Here is a 17,760-nt window from a genome sequence, read left to right as displayed (position 1 = left end):
TTAGCTGTTGGTAAAATTATTAAACTTTTGAAACTTAATGATTTTCATTCACCTATGACCTATAAAAAACATACTAAATATCTTTTCATAATACTTTTATGTTTTTGTTTTATAGGTTTTGCCCAATTAAGCAAAACCCACTATATTCCTCCACTAACGAGCTCTCCTTTTGGCAATGCCAACCCAGAAGATCAATATATTTATATATCTACACCCAATACAACTGATCTTGCTTTTACTATAAAACCTGTGGGACAGCCTGCATCAAGCTACATTTATGGAAATGTATCAAACACTAATCCACAAGAAATTTTTATAGGTAACGGTAATGGACAGTTATTTATATCTTCAAATCAAACTAGTACAATTGTTAGTAATAAAGGCTATATTATTGAAGCTGAAGGCTCCATTTATGTTTCCGTGAGAATGAATGCTGGTGGAGGTGCTCAAGCAGGTGCCTTGGTAAGTAAAGGACTTTCAGCATTAGGCACAACATTTAGAGCAGGTGCATATACAAACGAAAATCCACAAGATAACTATTTAAGTTTTGTGTCTGTTATGGCTTCAGAGGACAATACCCAGGTTAACTTTAGTCAATTACCAACTGGATTGATCATTGAAAACTACATAGGCCCTACTCCTATCTCTGTGAAATTAAACAAAGGAGAAAGTTATACTATAGCTGCAATTAGTTCATATAGTATAGTTAATAGAGATGGCCTAATTGGTTGTCTGATAAATTCAGATCGACCTATTGTAGTGAATTGTGGTTCTACCAACGGAAGCTTTCATAACGGAAACAGTAGGGATTATGGAATTGATCAAATTGTTGGGTTAGATAAAGTAGGTAGAGAATATGTTTTTGTCAAAGGTGATGGTCAAAATGGCTGGGAAAATATCTTAATTGTAGGTCATACAAGTAATACTTCGATTAGTATTAATGGAGCTGGACCAGTAGCAACAATAAATGGAGGAGAATATTATTTAATAGAAGGCAATCAGTATAACAGTAATGGCAACATGTATGTTGAAACTTCAAATGATGTTTTTGCATACCAGGGTATTGGAGCCACAAATAGCGAGGCCAACCAAGGTATGTTTTTTGTACCTCCCTTAAGTTGTGAAGCTAGAGGTAATTTAGACAATATTGCTTCTATAGAACGTATCGGTTTTACAACCTATACTGGAGGTGTATCAATAGTTACAAAAGCAGGTGCTAATGTTACTATTAATAACATGCCACTAACTAACTATAGCGCTATAGGACCCAGCAATGTTGATGGTAATCCAGATTATGTAACCTATAAAGTCACTGGACTTTTTGGTAATATCTCAGTTCAAAGTACAGATGAATTGTACTGTGCATATTTTAATTATAATGGTGTGGCTACTTCGGGGAGTTATTATTCAGGGTTTCCTTCTGCACCAGAAATTAATTTTGATGTACAATTTGCAACCTTAGGCAATTGTATTCCTAACATTACTCTTGAAGCTGCAAATACTGAAAATTTTGACAACTATGAATGGTGGTTTGATGATGGCTCTGGGTTTCAAATAGTGAGTTCTAATGTACATTCCATTACACCTTCTCTTCCTGGAAAATATAAACTTATAGGTCAAATAACCTGTACAGGTGAACAATTGGAATCTACTGAGGTTCCTGTAAGTATTTGCCCAGATGATATTGACAATGATGGTATTATTGATAATTTGGATGTAGATAACGATAACGATGGCATTTTAAACTGTATTGAGTCTAAGGGAGACGTTATTTTAGATATTCAAAATATAAATAATCCACAGCTTGTTTTTAAAGACGGTACTATAGATAACTCAATCGCAACTACAAGTTATGTCACATCAAATACAAACAATATATTTACAACAAACAATTTAGGAGATTTTACAAGTAGTATAGTAGCTGGTACTAACGAGGAAAATAACTACAATATTTCGTTTACAGAGCCAGTAAATATTAAATTTGAAGGTGATTCATCTACAGAACATAATATTGTTGATGGTGAATATTTTATTGTTAGGGTTTTTCCTGTTGATAAAAATATCACTTTGGTTGACCCGGATAACAGATTACTTATAGACTCTAATTTTGATGGGATTTTTGAAACAGGTATTACCCAAATCTCTGGATCTGAAATTCATTTTAAGATAAACCCAAATCCTACTGGCTATTTCGAAAATTATACATTTTACGCTAATCAAGTAGACGGATTTTCATTTATTCATAAACTCACAAATACAGTTAATAATGTAACATTTAATGGAAATGTATCATTGACCTGTTTTAAAAATGACAATGACAATGATGGTGTTAAGGATGAATTAGATTTGGATAGTGATAACGATGGCATTCCTGATAATATTGAAATGTTTGGGAATTATATTTCGCCTATAAATCCCGTTGGTGTTACACCGCTTGGATTCCCGCGTAAATACATTATGGATTCTTTTTATATTTATCCTGATTATGATCTAATTGGTGATAATGATAATGATGGAACTTACAACGTATATGATTTGGATAGCGATAATGATGGTATTTTTGACCTAGAGGAATCTGGTAGCACTTTGTTAGATGTAAATTTTGATGGCATAATAGATAATGTTAATGCTTTAATTGGAACTAATGGCTTGGCCGATACAGCAGAAAGCTTACCTGATAGTGGTGAAATGGGTTACAATTTAGCAGATACAGATGGAGATAGCAGTTTTAATTATATCGACCTAGACAGTGATGGCGATGGCTGTAGCGATGTAATTGAAGCTGGTTTTTCTGATGGTAATAATGATAGCTTGCTTGGAGACAATACTGTTACAACCAACAAAAACGGATTAGTAAATAATGCCAATGATGGCTATACATTACCAAACCCAGATTATTTATTGATAGCCCCAATCACAATTAACACACAGCCATTAAATACAATGGTTTGTGAAACATCGTCGACAACGGTATTTGTAGTTTCTTCAGAGGCAGAATTATACCAATGGGAAGTAAGTACGGATGGAATCAATTGGAATACTATAACAGATAACTCTAATTATACAGGCAGTCAAACCTTAGATTTAACTATCATGAACGTTCCCTTAAGCTTTGATGATTATCATTATAGGGTTAAATTAGATAGATCAGGTAATTCCTGTGGTATATATTCAGATGAAGTTGTTTTAACCGTAAACCCATTACCTTTAGCCAATTCCCCAAGCACTTACGCCCAATGTGACGACGATTCTAATGATGGGCAAGCCTTCTTTAACCTCACCCTAGACTGGATAAAGGAAGAAGTAAATTCAAACCATGCTTCTGAAGGACTTGTATTCTCCTATTACAAGGACCAAATAGAAGCCGACAGTGCCTCCAACCCAATACCGGATCCTACTAGCTACCAAGATGCCCTTGGCTTTTCACCAGAGACTGTATGGATACGTGCTGAAGATCCTAACGGTTGTTTTAAGATTGTACCTCTTACCCTTGTGGTCAATCCTTACATTGGTGCATTAGATTCATACTTACCAAGTCCTATTTTCCAATGTGATGATGGTAATGACAATAGGGACGGCATCTCCACATTCAACATGACTGCAATTAAGGATCATATCTCCAATACTATCTTTTCTACCATTAATGTTAGTGTACATTTTTTTGAAAACCAGATTGATGCAGAAACGGAATTAAACGAAATATTGGATGTTTCCAACCATCAAAATATCAATTCACCAAACTCACAAAGTATTTGGGTGCGTATCAAGAGTGAATTAGGCAACGACTGCCTTGGATTACATGAGTTTACCGACCTTTTGGTGGTTGAACCACTTCCCAAAGCCAACCCAGTAACCATAGACAGGCAATGTGATGACGGTACAGATGGCAGTGGTATTAACGATGGTCTTTACTATTTTGACACTTCAATGGTAGAGAGTACTGTTTTAGGAAGTCAAGATCCCACAATCGTTAGCCTTAGCTATTGGGACACCAATGGTAATCCTCTTAAGGATGCCAACGGCAACAATGTGGTAAGTCCCTTGTCTAACTCACTACTCATGGCACCCCAGACCATTACAATTAGGGTCACGAATAATGTCTCCTACGATCCCGATGGTCCATGCTATGATGAAACCACATTAGTACTCACTATTGATGAGCAGCCAATAATTAATGACATCACACCACAAATAGTATGTGATGGTAGTAAGGACGATATAGATAATGATGGCATTTTTGGGTTCGATACCTCAACGTTTGACAGCATTTTAAGGGGTACACAAACGGGTATGGATATTTATTATGACTATATTGATGAAAATGGAACACCTGTTTCGAATAGCTCTACATTACCCAATCCATTAATTTCTGGAGACCAAACCATAACAGTAAGAGCCATAAATCCAAATAACCCAAACTGTATAGCAGCTACGACCATAGAACTTAAGGTCAATGCGTTACCAGATTTTTTAATTGTTGAAGAAGAAATTGTTTGTACCTCGGACCCAACCTTTACAGTAAACTTAGATCCTATTATAGCCAATCCCTTGGATTTTGATTATGAATGGAAATTTGAAGACGGTACGATACTTTCCAGTACAAAGGCTTTAGATGTTTCTGTACCAGGAAATTATACGATCACTATTAGTAATAAAACAACATTTTGTTCTCGAAGCAAAACCATCTCGGTAAAAGCATCTGAAATGGCCACTATTACTCAAAATGATATTACTATTAAAGATATTTCTCAACATAACAACGTTACCATAAACAACCCCGACAATTTAGGAACAGGAACTTATCAGTTCTCATTGGAATCTAATGATGGTGAAATCTTTTTCCCTTATCAAGATAGTCCTGTATTCGACAATGTAAGAGCTGGCACTTATACGCTATATGTAAAAGATGATATTTGTGGCATTGCTGAGTTGGAAATTTATGTGGTTGGCCATAAAAAGTTCTTCACTCCTAATGGTGACGGTAGAAATGATTATTGGCAAATACTTGGCCTTAGTCCTTTACAGGCTGGTAGTACAATATTAATATTTGACCGCTATGGAAAGTTAATTAAACAATTGGATCCGCTGTCCGATGGTTGGGATGGCACTCAAAAAGGAGTATTGATGCCTTCGGACGACTATTGGTTTAGGATAAAACTGGCCGATGGCAGATCATTTATGGGGCATTTTGCTTTGAAAAGGTAACTCATTTGTTTGTTATGCGCTTAATTATATCTTTGTTAGCTAGTTTTTAATAAATCACTGTGAAATCCAAAAAAAAGGCTACTATTAAAGTTTCATTATTTAGCTTACTAACTTTTATATTATTTACTAATGCTTCCCTAGCACAGACTACATGCTCGCTAGGCAATCCTGTTTTTGTTGAAGATTTTGGGTCTGGAACCAATAGACTTGGTCCTTCTTTAAATCAAGACCCCAATACTAATGTACACCCTAATTTTAGACCCGCAAGTTTATATTCTTATATTGGTTCAGGAAGTGTCGGACACGATCAGTACGGAATAATGAAAAACCCTAAGGATGCTGCTCCAGGAGGTGCAAGTTGGAATGATAGCTTTAGCGACCATACAGGAAACCAAAATGGCTATTTATATTACTGCGATGCTAAGGAAGATTTAAAAGTTTTTTATGCTCAAAAAATTGATGGCCTTTGTGAAGAAATTGAATATGAATTATCTGCTTGGTTTGCTAAGACTAATGCTCCAGACTACTATATAGATCCTAATATTAAACTTATAATTGGGTTTACGGACATAAACGATCAAAACATTGGTAGCATTGTCGAAACAGATACCGGTCCCATCGAAGGTGTTGGTGCTAACAGATGGCACCGCAAAAGCTTGGTCTTTACTGTTCCTTCCAGCACAGAAAATATCTACTTCATGTTAAAAAATAATGTATCTGGAGTTGCCGGAAACGATTTAGCTATAGACGATATAGAAGTAAGACCTTGTGGCCCCCAAATTGATATTACCGACCAAACGACCAATACTGTAATCAATAATCAAAGCCTTTGCATTACCAATGCAAGTGACCTATCAATAAGCCTTTCAGCGAATATTCCAACTAATTTTGTGATGCAATGGCAAGAATCAACTGAACTTGGAATTTGGATGAACATTATTGGTGAAACATCCAGTCTACTCAATTACACTATAAATTCATCAAGTTTTCACCAAATTAGGCTCAAATTTGCTCACAACCCAAATAATTTACTTAATACTAGTTGTCACTTTTATACTAACCCAGTTTCCTATTATCGAGCGCATGCCAACACAGCCACTATCATGCGTTTATGTGATGATGATAACAATGGCACTATGCCTTTTGATTTAACACTTCAAAATAGTGCTATAAGTACTACGGCAGGTATGACAATAACATATCACACCTCTCAAGCCGATGCAGATAATGGTGCAAACCCTATAACAAGTCCTTTTGAAAGTGGAAGTACCACTATTTATGCTCGTGTTGAAAATGATGCAAACAACACTTGCTATCATACTTCTAGTTTTAATTTAGAGGTTTTCGATAGTGCCTTCCCATTACTAAATGTAACCCCTCTTCAAGAATGTGATGATACTTCTGTGGGAACTGATGTTGACGGTTTTATTATTTTTGATTTAACACAAAAGGAAAATGAGATCTTAAACGGGCAGTCGGCTAGTGACTTTTCATTAACTTATTTTACTGATGCAGCTTATACAAATCAAATTATAACTCCTAGCACCTATACAAATGCAATTGCTGGTAATCAAACCATTTATGTGCGAGTAACTAATAATTTGTACAGTAATTGCCATACCGATACTGCCTTTGAAATTGAAGTTTTTGAATTACCTATAGTAAATAACCCTAGTATTTATGCTCAATGTGATGATGCCTCTAACGATGGACAAGCTTTTTTCAATCTAACACTTGACTTGATAAAAGAAGAAATCAATCCAAATTACATTGCAAAAGGATTAACTTTTACATATTTTTTAACACAGAATGATGCTCAAAACGCAACAAATCCTATACCTAATCCAGATAACTACCAAGATGCTTTAGGGTTTACTCCAGAAACCATTTGGGTTAGAGTAGAAAACCCTAATGGCTGCTATAGAGAAGTACCATTAACTCTTGAAGTGAACCCTTCTAGTGCTGCTTTAAGTGTTTACAATCCTATACCTATTTACCAATGTGATGATGGATTAGATACAAGAGATGGTATAGCTACTTTTAATTTTACTCACATTAGAGACCATATTGCTAATAGCATATTTTCAACGTTTAATGCTTCAATTCATTTTTATGAAACCCAAATGGATGCAGAACTTGAGACCAATGAAATAAAAGATATTGCTAATCATCAAAATACCAAATCACCCAACATTCAAAGTATTTGGGTTCGTATAAAAAGTGATTTAGGTAATAATTGCTTAGGGCTTGAAGAACTTCCAAATCTTTTAAATGTAGAAGCCTTACCTTTTGCCAATCTGGTATCTTTGGATAGACAGTGCGATTACCATACCAGCGATACAATATTAAGCTATCCCTTTGATACTTCTTTGGTTGAAAGCACTGTGTTGGGCAACCAAAATCCAGCAAACGTTAACATAAGGTATTTTGATGAAACGGGAACCGAACTGCCCAACCCTTTACCTAATCCATTTTTAACCGAAAACCAGTCCATCACCATACTAGTAACGAATAATAACACCCAAGACCCAGACGGGACTTGTTATGATGAAACCACTTTAGCGTTTATTGTGGATGAACAGCCTATTATTGCTAACACTGTTCCACCTCAAATAGCTTGTGATGGTGATAGTGGTGATGTTGATGATGATGATTACTTCCCTTTTGACACATCTAGCTTTTCTGGCACCATTTTAGGAACACAGACCAATATGGAAATTTATTTTGATTATGTTGATGAAAACGGAAACTTTGTTATAGATAGTCCAACTTTACCAAACCCATTAAATTCTACAAATCAAACTGTAAATGTAGATGTTATTAACCCCATAAACCCAAGTTGTTATGTTAATACTACAATAGATTTAATTGTAAATCCGTTGCCAGATTTTTATATAGACTCGGAGTATATTGTTTGTACATCAGATCCATTATTCGCAATAGAATTAGATCCAGTGGAATCTAATGTTATTGAATCATTTACCTATGAATGGCGTTATACAAGTATAGATGGAAGTACTGTCAACCAATTATTACCAGATACTACTCCTACCATTTACGTTTCATTTCCAGGAACTTATCATGTTACCTTAACAAAAAAAGATGGAACGGGATGTTCAAGAACTAGAGATATTTTTGTAAATGCTTCTGAATTAGCTACCATTACACATGATGATGTAACTATTCTTGATTTTAACGAAAATAATAATTCGGTAACAATTGATACTACCAATCTAGGTCAAGGAAATTATGAATTTGCTTTGGTTGAACAAGATTCTAACTTTATAAATTATCAAGACGCACCTGAATTCAACAATGTAAAACCAGGTTTTTATACAATTTATGTAAATGATAAAAATGGATGTGGAGCTATTACTTTAGATATTTCAGTAATAGGATACATGAAATTCTTTACACCAAATAATGATGGTTTTAATGATTATTGGAAAATCATTGGCGTTAATGCATTCTTTCAACCAAATAGCAGAATTTTAGTTTTTGACCGATATGGTAAACCCCTTAAACAAATTTCAACATTAGAAGAGGGTTGGGACGGAACTTATAATGGGAATATGATGTCTTCGGATGATTACTGGTTTAAGGTGCTTTTAGAAGATGGAAGGGAGTTTATGGGACATTTTGCTTTAAAGCGGTAATACATTTTTCTAAGCCTAAATTCAATATCCCAGTTACTTTAAGTATTTTAGAAGCTTAAAATTCTAGGTACATAGTAGTATGCAGTTTAAAATTGAATCCGAATTTAGTCCTACTGGTGATCAACCTGAAGCAATCAAACAGCTTAGCGATGGTATTGATTCTAATGAAAAATATCAAACCCTATTAGGCGTTACCGGTTCGGGTAAAACCTTTACCATTGCCAATGTTATAGAAGAAGTACAACGCCCTACCTTGGTTTTGGCCCATAATAAAACCTTGGCAGCACAATTATATTCAGAATTCAAACAGTTCTTTCCTAATAATGCTGTAGAATATTTTGTCTCCTACTATGACTATTACCAACCTGAGGCCTATATACCCGTTACAGGTGTATATATAGAAAAGGACCTTTCAATTAATGAGGAAATTGAAAAAATGCGACTTAGTACTACGTCTTCCTTATTGTCTGGACGTCGCGATGTAATTGTCGTCGCTTCCGTATCTTGTCTATATGGTATTGGTAACCCCATTGAATTTCAAAAGAATGTGATTTCTTTAAAACGGGATCAGGTGATTTCAAGGACTCAATTGCTACATCAATTAGTACAAAGTTTGTATTCCCGTACCGAAGCAGAATTTAACCATGGAAATTTCCGTATTAAAGGGGATACAGTTGATATATTCCCAAGCTATGCAGATGATGCCTATAGAATTCATTTTTTTGGAGATGAAATTGAGGAAATCGAATCTTTTAACATTCAAACCAATCAGGTTATTGAAAAGTATGACAGGCTCAACATATACCCAGCCAATATGTTTGTAACTTCTCCTGAAGTGCTTCAAAATGCAATAAAGGATATTCAGGATGATTTAGTAAAACAATATGACTATTTTAAGGACATTGGCAAACACTTAGAAGCGAAGCGTTTAAAGGAACGCACCGAATTCGATTTAGAAATGATTCGTGAGTTAGGCTATTGCTCTGGTATTGAAAACTACTCCAGATATTTAGATGGAAGACCTGCTGGCTCACGCCCATTCTGCTTATTGGATTATTTTCCTGATGACTTTTTAATGGTAGTCGATGAAAGCCATGTAACTATTTCACAGGTCCATGCCATGTATGGTGGTGACCGCAGTAGAAAGGAAAATTTGGTAGAATATGGTTTCCGTTTACCAGCTGCAATGGATAACCGCCCGTTAAAATTTGAAGAGTTTGAAGCGCTTCAAAACCAAGTCATATATGTAAGTGCCACACCTGCCAACTATGAATTGCAAAAAACAGATGGTGTCTATGTGGAACAGGTGATTCGTCCAACGGGACTTTTAGATCCAGAAATTGAAGTTCGGCCCAGTCTTAATCAAATTGATGATTTAATTGAAGAAATCCAGTTACGTGTTGAAAAAGACGAACGCACTTTGGTAACGACATTAACCAAACGTATGGCTGAAGAGTTGACCAAATACCTAGAACGTATTCAAGTGCGTTGTCGCTATATACATAGTGATGTAGACACACTGGAACGAGTAGAAATTATGCAGGATCTTCGAAAAGGACTGTTTGATGTTTTGGTAGGCGTAAACTTACTTCGTGAAGGTTTAGACCTCCCAGAGGTATCTCTTGTTGCCATTTTAGATGCTGATAAAGAAGGGTTTTTACGTTCCGCAAGATCACTTACCCAAACTGTTGGAAGAGCAGCAAGAAATCTTAATGGTAAAGCTATTATGTATGCCGATACCATTACTAAAAGTATGCAGAGAACCATTGACGAAACCAACTATAGAAGGGAAAAGCAAATCACTTATAATACTGCTAATAACATTACCCCTAAAGCGTTGACTAAAAGCTTGGACAATGCCTTAGCTAAAAATTCTGTTAGTACTTATAGCTATCAGTTATCAGCTGCTAAAGCCGCAGAGCCTGAAAGTGAATATCTTAGCAAACCAGAATTGGAAAAGAAAATTAGGGAAAAACGAAAATTAATGGAAGAAGCTGCAAAAGCTCTAGATTTTATTATTGCTGCTAAGTTACGTGATGAAATAAAGCGATATCAAGATAAAATAAAAGCGCTAAATGTATAATACCTTTAGCGCTTTTAAATTAGGATTCAAACCAATTAAATACTAATTATATTGTGTTTTAAAAATATCTATAAGTACATCTGGTGGTACAATCTTGTTAGGAAAACTTTCCATTAAGTAAAGTACTTTACTAATTGATTCGTGACTTAATCCCATTCGCAAACCAAAATTGTAAAGTTTGGTTGCACCAGATTTAGAATTTTCACTATCAATATTCATTAATAAAACTAACCTATGAAACTGAACTATGCGTTCGCTGTGAGATTTTAAATGGGTATATGTTACAGGATGTTCAATCAAATAATCAAAATCTTCACGAGTTATATCCAATTGTTTAGCTACACCTAGCAGAAAGTTGTATTCAATAGTATTAATCTCTTTGTCGTACTTTGCAAATGCAATCATTTCTGAAAGTAGACTCAATTTTTCTACTCTATTAATCATTGTAAATGAGGATTAATTAATTACATTATAAAGATACTCAAAACTGTAGATTTATAATCGTTGATAATTTGTAACTCATCGAAAACTAACAAGCTTTTCATCGGATATTTTATGATTTCATCAAATACAGTATCATAATTTAAGACCTAATTGTCAATTATTCAATACTAATAAAATATGTTATCAATCATCTTAAATGTTTCTAATTAGTTGATTATCAATAGCATAAAATGAAACATATTTTATGTTTTTACCAAGCTATTTTCATTTACAATGAGGTATCTTTGAAAAATATTGTTAGAATTCTAGAAAACGTTTTGATTATGAAGAAAAACGATTCATTTTTAATATTGAATAATCTAAACATATCCATATGACTAATAATGATGTTTTAAAAAAAATACGTGTTGCACTTAAATTAAGAGATAGTGATATTGTGGATATCCTAAAGCTGGTTGACTTTAGAATATCTAAAAGTGAATTAGGCGCTTTTTTTAGAAGAGAAGACCATCCAAAATATGTTGAATGTGGCGATCAGATTTTAAGGAATTTTTTAAATGGCTTAATAATCCATATGAGAGGTCCAATACCTAAGAAAGAAAACAAAACCGAACAAAAAAAGGGTAACGCTTAGTTACCCTTTAATATCTATATAATAGTATTTTGTTTAAGCTAATACTTGCTGTACTTTATCAGCTGCTTCTTGAAACTCTGTAGCACTTAACACATCAAGCCCAGAATTATCAATTAGTTTTTTAGCAATATCTGCATTTGTACCTTGTAATCGAACAATAATAGGAACATTAATATTCCCCATATTTTTATAAGCATCAATTACACCTTGTGCAACACGGTCACAACGTACAATTCCTCCAAAGATATTAATCAGAATAGCTTTCACAGCTGGATCTTTCAATATAATCTTAAAAGCCGCCTCTACCCTAGCAGCATCAGCAGTACCGCCAACATCCAAAAAATTGGCCGGTTCTCCTCCAGCTTGTTTAATTAAATCCATAGTTGCCATAGCCAGTCCTGCTCCATTAACCATACAACCAACATTACCATCTAAATCAACATAGTTTAATCCAACTTCTTTAGCTTCAACTTCAATAGGATTTTCCTCCCTCAAATCCCTAAGTTCTGCATAATCCTTATGTCTATATAAGGCATTATCATCGATAGTCACCTTGGCATCAACAGCCAAAATTTTATTATCACTGGTTTTTAATACAGGGTTAATTTCAAACAAAGAAGAATCCGATTTTACATAAGCGGAATAAAGTGCTGTAACAAATTTGGTCATTTCCTTAAAAGCAATACCAGATAACCCTAGATTAAAAGCGATACGCCTTGCTTGAAAAGGCATTAAACCTACTGTAGGATCAATTTCCTCTGTAAATATTAAATGTGGGGTTTCTTCAGCTACGGTTTCAATATCCATACCCCCCTCTGTTGAGTACATAATCATATTTCTACCAGTGGCTCTATTTAAAAGCACTGACATGTAAAATTCACTAGTTTCACTTTCTCCAGGATAATAAACATCCTCGGCCACCAATACTTGGTGGACCTTTTTACCTTCTGAAGACGTTTGGGGAGTTACCAGATTCATGCCAATAATCTGGCCTGCAAGCTCTTCAACCTGTTGTATGTTTTTGGCTAATTTAACACCTCCACCCTTTCCACGACCACCAGCATGAACCTGTGCTTTTATAACATGCCATCCTGTACCAGTTTCTTCAGTTAATTGCTTGGCTGCAGCAACAGCTTCTGTAGCACTTTGGGCTACAATACCACGTTGAATACGCACTCCAAAACTACTTAATATTTCTTTACCTTGATATTCGTGTAAATTCATAATTAGCTTAATAATTTGAGTTGGGCAAAGGTAAATAATCACATGTAATTAGACTAATGTTTTTATAAAGAAAAGCCCCTAACTTGTTTTTAGTTAATTTTATCAATGTTATATAATTAACATTTTGTTTAATTTGTTTAATTTTATCTATAATTATTTTATTTAAGTTGTAAAGGAATATATTTGCTCAAAAATAAATATACTTATGACTAACAGTCAATTATTACAAATCGCAAAGGAGTTCGGTAATCCATTATATGTTTATGATGCTGAAAAAATAGCTTCTCAATATAGTCGCTTAACCGGTGCTTTTAAATCGGTAAAGAACTTAAAGATAAACTATGCTGTAAAAGCATTGTCCAACATATCGATTTTAAAGTTTTTTAATTCACTTGGCTCTGGAATTGATACGGTTTCCATACAAGAGGTTAATTTGGGGATTGCTGCTGGTTTTAAACCAGAACAAATTATTTTCACTCCAAATGGTGTGTCTTTATCTGAAATTGAAGAAGCTGCAAAACTAGGTGTACAAATAAATATAGACAACTTATCAATATTAGAACAATTTGGAACCAATCATCCAGATACACCTGTTTGCATCCGTATCAACCCACATGTAATGGCTGGAGGCAATAGTAACATTTCTGTTGGACACATTGATTCTAAATTTGGGATTTCTATTCATCAAATCCCCCATTTATTACGCATTGTTGAGAATACTAAAATGACTATTAATGGTATTCACATGCACACAGGAAGTGACATCTTAGACATTGATGTATTCTTATATGCCAGTGAAATATTGTTTGAAACGGCTAAACAATTCAAAAACCTTGAATTTATAGATTTTGGATCGGGCTTCAAAGTTCCTTACAAAAAAGGAGATATTGAAACAAACATTGAAGAGTTAGGCAGAAAATTATCTGAAAAGTTTAATGCCTTTTGTAAAGATTACGGAAAGGAACTAACATTAGCTTTTGAACCTGGAAAATTTTTGGTGAGCGAAGCTGGCACTTTTTTAACCCAAGTTAATGCGGTAAAGCAGACAACTTCTACCGTTTTTGCTCATGTAGATTCTGGGTTTAACCACTTAATACGACCCATGTTTTATGGTTCACACCATGATATTATTAACCTCTCAAACCCTAATGGTCGAGAACGTTTTTATACTGTAGTAGGTTATATTTGTGAAACGGATACATTTGGCAATAATAGAAGAATTAAGGAAATTAACGAAGGCGATATTTTAGCCTTTAAAAATGCTGGAGCATATTGCTTTTCCATGGCCAGTAATTACAATTCGCGCTATCGTCCTGCTGAAGTATTATGGTACAATAAAAAAGCACATTTAATAAGAAAACGTGAAACCTTTGATGACTTACTAAAGAATCAAGTTGAAATTGATTTAAAAAAAACAAAAGCAACTGTTCTAGCAAAGTAGAAGATCTTGTTAATTCCAAAAAAGCGCTCAATTGTATTAATTGAGCGTTTTTTTTAGTGACTAACTTAATAGTTTTTTGCAATAAAATGTTTTTAATATTTTTATTATGCACGCATAATATATTTTATTATATTTGGCTAACAAAAGGCAAATTATGAAAGATAAAACTTTAGATTACGTACTAAGAACTACATGGCTTACCATACAAAAAATGTATAATGAAGAAGCTGCTAAATTTGATAGTACAATGGCAACAGGTTTTACTTTATTAAGCATAGATCCAGAAAAAGGTACTCCTTCAACAGCCTTAGGTCCCAAAATGGGAATGGAAGCCACAAGTCTATCACGTATTTTAAAAACCATGGAAGAAAGGGGATTAATAGATCGCCAACCAAATCCAGAAGACGGTCGTGGTGTACTAATACACTTAACCGATTTTGGAAAAGAAAAAAGGGATTATTCAAGAGAAAAAGTACTCACTTTTAACAACGCCATAAGAAACAACATTTCAGAAGAAAAGTTGGATCATTTTTATGAAGTGGCTGAATTAATAAACGATATGATCACCAACAAAAGAATTTACGAGCAAAATAAGTAAGAACTTATACAGAATGAGCAAACGTAGAATAAATAAAGTAGCCATTATAGGTTCTGGAATTATGGGAAGCGGTATTGCTTGTCATTTTGCAAATATTGGCGTAGATGTACTATTATTGGATATTACCCCTAGGGAACTTAACGAGAAAGAAAAAGCCAAAGGGTTGACCTTAAATGATAAAATAGTTAGGAACAGATTAGTCAATGATGCTTTAAATAAGGCATTAAAGTCGACCCCCTCTCCTATTTATCACCAAAAATTTGCAAGTAGAATAACTACTGGTAATCTGGAAGATGACATTTCTAAAGTAGCTGATGCGGATTGGATTATGGAAGTGGTTGTTGAACGATTGGATATTAAAAAACAAGTCTTTGAAAATCTTGAAAAACACAGAAGTCCAGGCACTTTAATAACTAGTAATACTTCTGGTATCCCAATAAAATTTATGAGTGATGGTCGAAGTGATGATTTTCAAAAACATTTTTGTGGGACCCACTTTTTTAATCCGGCGCGTTACTTAAAGTTATTCGAAATTATTCCAGGTCCTAAAACCTCACAGGAGGTTTTAGATTTTCTTAATAATTATGGTGAACAATTTTTAGGTAAGACTTCTGTTATAGCAAAGGACACACCTGCTTTTATAGGAAACCGAATTGGTATTTTCAGTATTATGAGCTTATTCCATACCGTACAGGATATGGGATTGACCATTGAAGAAGTAGACAAACTTACTGGTCCCGTTATTGGCAGGCCCAAATCTGCTACATTTAGAACCGTTGATGTTGTTGGCCTTGACACCCTTGTTCATGTTTCTAATGGCATAGTAGAAAATTGCAGGAATGATGAACGATTAGAACTTTTCAAGCTACCTGAGTTTGTCCAAACCATGATGGTAAACAAATGGTATGGCAGTAAATCAGGTCAAGGTTTTTATAAGAAACATGTTACTGAAGATGGTAAAAAAGAAATACTGTCATTAGATTTAAATACATTAAATTATCGCTCGGCTAAAAGGGCAAAATTTGCGACTTTAGAATTAACCAAACCTATTGATAAAGTAATTGATAGGTTTAAAATTCTTGTAAACGGGAAAGATAAAGCGGGAGAATTCTATAGGAAAACATTCGCCGCATTATTTGCTTATGTATCTCAACGTATTCCTGAAATATCTGATGACCTCTATAAAATCGATAACGCTATGAAGGCCGGTTTTGGTTGGGAACAAGGCCCTTTTCAAATTTGGGATGCCATAGGTGTCGATAAAGGGATAGCAATGATAGAAGATGAAAATCTAGAACTAGCTACTTGGGTAAAGGATATGCTAGCATCTGGAAGGAACTCTTTCTATAACGTAAAAGATGGAGCCACCTATGTTTATAATATTCAGAACAAATCTCAAGAAAAAATACCAGGACAAGATGCATTTATTATTTTGGATAATATTAGAAAATCGAATGAAGTCTATAAAAATTCAGGTGTTGTTATAGAAGATTTGGGTGATGGTATTTTAAACTGTGAATTCCAGTCTAAAATGAACACTATAGGTGGTGATGTACTTGCAGGAATAAATAAGGCCATAGATTTAGCCGAACAAAGTTTTGAGGGATTAGTAGTTGGTAACCAAGGCGCCAATTTCTCAGTTGGCGCCAATATTGGAATGATTTTTATGATGGCAGTAGAACAGGAATATGATGAATTAAATGCTGCTATAAAATATTTTCAAGACACCATGATGCGTTTGCGCTATTCCTCCATTCCAACAATTTCAGCACCACATGGCCTATCACTTGGAGGAGCTTGTGAGCTATCTATGCATGCCGATAAAGTAGTTGCAGCAGCCGAAACTTATATGGGGCTAGTAGAATTTGGAGTAGGTGTCATTCCTGGTGGTGGTGGCTCAAAAGAAATGGCTTTAAGGGCATCTGATACTTTCAGAAAAGGAGATGTTGAATTAAATGTCCTACAAGAATATTTCTTAACCATCGGTATGGCAAAAGTATCAACATCAGCTTATGAAGCATACGACTTAGGTATACTTCAAAAAGGAAAAGATGTCATAGTTGTTAATAAGGACAGTCAAATTGCTATAGCAAAAGCTTACGCTAAATTAATGGCTGATGCAGGCTACACTAAACCCATAAAACGCAAAGATGTTAAAGTTTTAGGAAAGCAAGCGTTAGGGATGTTCTTGGTAGGAACAGATGCCATGGAGGCAAGTAACTATATTAGTGAACATGATCAAAAAATTGCCAATAAATTGGCTTATGTCATGGCGGGTGGTGATTTATCGGAGCCTTCATTAGTAACCGAACAATACTTACTGGATATTGAACGAGAAGCCTTTTTGAGTTTATGTACAGAGCGTAAAACCTTGGAACGTATTCAACATATGTTGAAAACGGGAAAACCATTACGTAATTAGACAAATTAGAATATTGGATTTATAGATATTTAGAAATCGAAACAGTCTAAAAA

Annotated in this window: 9 protein-coding genes; 7 read left to right on the top strand and 2 right to left on the bottom strand. The window is 34.6% G+C overall.

Annotated features, from left to right (window positions below; translation table 11 throughout):
- The first annotated feature begins 27 nt into the window (after positions 1–27).
- The 3 genes from K7G79_RS00675 (at position 28) to uvrB (ending at position 10,944) form a co-directional block, all read left to right on the top strand.
- Positions 28–5,205, top strand: coding sequence for a T9SS type B sorting domain-containing protein (locus tag K7G79_RS00675; protein ID WP_223548183.1), 5,178 nt, complete (start codon positions 28–30; stop codon positions 5,203–5,205).
- A 59-nt stretch (positions 5,206–5,264) separates the two neighbouring features.
- Positions 5,265–8,861, top strand: a complete 3,597-nt coding sequence (locus K7G79_RS14760; protein WP_223548182.1) for a T9SS type B sorting domain-containing protein — start codon at positions 5,265–5,267, stop codon at positions 8,859–8,861.
- Between the two features lie 79 nt (positions 8,862–8,940).
- A complete protein-coding gene (gene uvrB, locus K7G79_RS00665; protein WP_223548180.1) occupies positions 8,941–10,944 on the top strand; it encodes an excinuclease ABC subunit UvrB in 2,004 nt (667 codons plus the stop codon).
- Positions 10,945–10,986: 42 nt separating this feature from the next.
- Here uvrB and K7G79_RS00660 read toward each other — a convergent pair whose 3' ends face one another.
- On the bottom strand, positions 10,987–11,388 hold the full coding sequence (locus K7G79_RS00660) for a TerB family tellurite resistance protein (protein ID WP_223548178.1): 402 nt from the start codon (positions 11,386–11,388) through the stop codon (positions 10,987–10,989).
- Between the two features lie 373 nt (positions 11,389–11,761).
- Between K7G79_RS00660 and K7G79_RS00655 the strand changes: the two genes are divergently transcribed.
- On the top strand, positions 11,762–12,022 hold the full coding sequence (locus K7G79_RS00655) for a DUF1456 family protein (protein WP_223548177.1): 261 nt from the start codon (positions 11,762–11,764) through the stop codon (positions 12,020–12,022).
- Positions 12,023–12,055: 33 nt separating this feature from the next.
- On the opposite strand, the gene sucC is transcribed toward K7G79_RS00655, so the two are convergent.
- On the bottom strand, positions 12,056–13,246 hold the full coding sequence (sucC, locus tag K7G79_RS00650) for an ADP-forming succinate--CoA ligase subunit beta (RefSeq protein ID WP_223548175.1): 1,191 nt from the start codon (positions 13,244–13,246) through the stop codon (positions 12,056–12,058).
- Between the two features lie 205 nt (positions 13,247–13,451).
- Between sucC and lysA the strand changes: the two genes are divergently transcribed.
- From lysA to K7G79_RS00635, 3 genes are all read left to right on the top strand, one after another.
- Positions 13,452–14,687 (top strand): diaminopimelate decarboxylase, encoded by a 1,236-nt coding sequence (gene lysA, locus K7G79_RS00645; RefSeq protein WP_223548173.1) that lies wholly within the window; start codon positions 13,452–13,454, stop codon positions 14,685–14,687.
- 154 nt (positions 14,688–14,841) lie between these two features.
- A complete protein-coding gene (locus K7G79_RS00640; protein ID WP_223548171.1) occupies positions 14,842–15,285 on the top strand; it encodes a MarR family winged helix-turn-helix transcriptional regulator in 444 nt (147 codons plus the stop codon).
- A 13-nt stretch (positions 15,286–15,298) separates the two neighbouring features.
- Positions 15,299–17,707 (top strand): 3-hydroxyacyl-CoA dehydrogenase/enoyl-CoA hydratase family protein, encoded by a 2,409-nt coding sequence (locus K7G79_RS00635; protein ID WP_223548169.1) that lies wholly within the window; start codon positions 15,299–15,301, stop codon positions 17,705–17,707.
- Positions 17,708–17,760 lie beyond the last annotated feature (53 nt).

The sequence above is a fragment of the Aestuariivivens sp. NBU2969 genome (assembly GCF_019931125.1).
Taxonomy (GTDB): domain Bacteria; phylum Bacteroidota; class Bacteroidia; order Flavobacteriales; family Flavobacteriaceae; genus Aestuariivivens; species Aestuariivivens marinum.
The sequence above is the reverse complement of the archived record's forward strand: the minus strand, read 5'-3'. Positions and strand labels throughout refer to the sequence as shown.

What these genes read in the sequence shown, in the direction of transcription:
- K7G79_RS00640 (WP_223548171.1), top strand. Translation starts at nt 14,842, where the DNA reads ATGAAAGATAAAACTTTAGATTACGTACTAAGAACTACATGGCTTACC.
- K7G79_RS00655 (WP_223548177.1), top strand. Translation starts at nt 11,762, where the DNA reads ATGACTAATAATGATGTTTTAAAAAAAATACGTGTTGCACTTAAATTA.
- lysA (WP_223548173.1), top strand. Translation starts at nt 13,452, where the DNA reads ATGACTAACAGTCAATTATTACAAATCGCAAAGGAGTTCGGTAATCCA.
- sucC (WP_223548175.1), bottom strand. Translation starts at nt 13,246, where the DNA reads ATGAATTTACACGAATATCAAGGTAAAGAAATATTAAGTAGTTTTGGA.
- K7G79_RS00635 (WP_223548169.1), top strand. Translation starts at nt 15,299, where the DNA reads ATGAGCAAACGTAGAATAAATAAAGTAGCCATTATAGGTTCTGGAATT.
- uvrB (WP_223548180.1), top strand. Translation starts at nt 8,941, where the DNA reads ATGCAGTTTAAAATTGAATCCGAATTTAGTCCTACTGGTGATCAACCT.
- K7G79_RS00660 (WP_223548178.1), bottom strand. Translation starts at nt 11,388, where the DNA reads ATGATTAATAGAGTAGAAAAATTGAGTCTACTTTCAGAAATGATTGCA.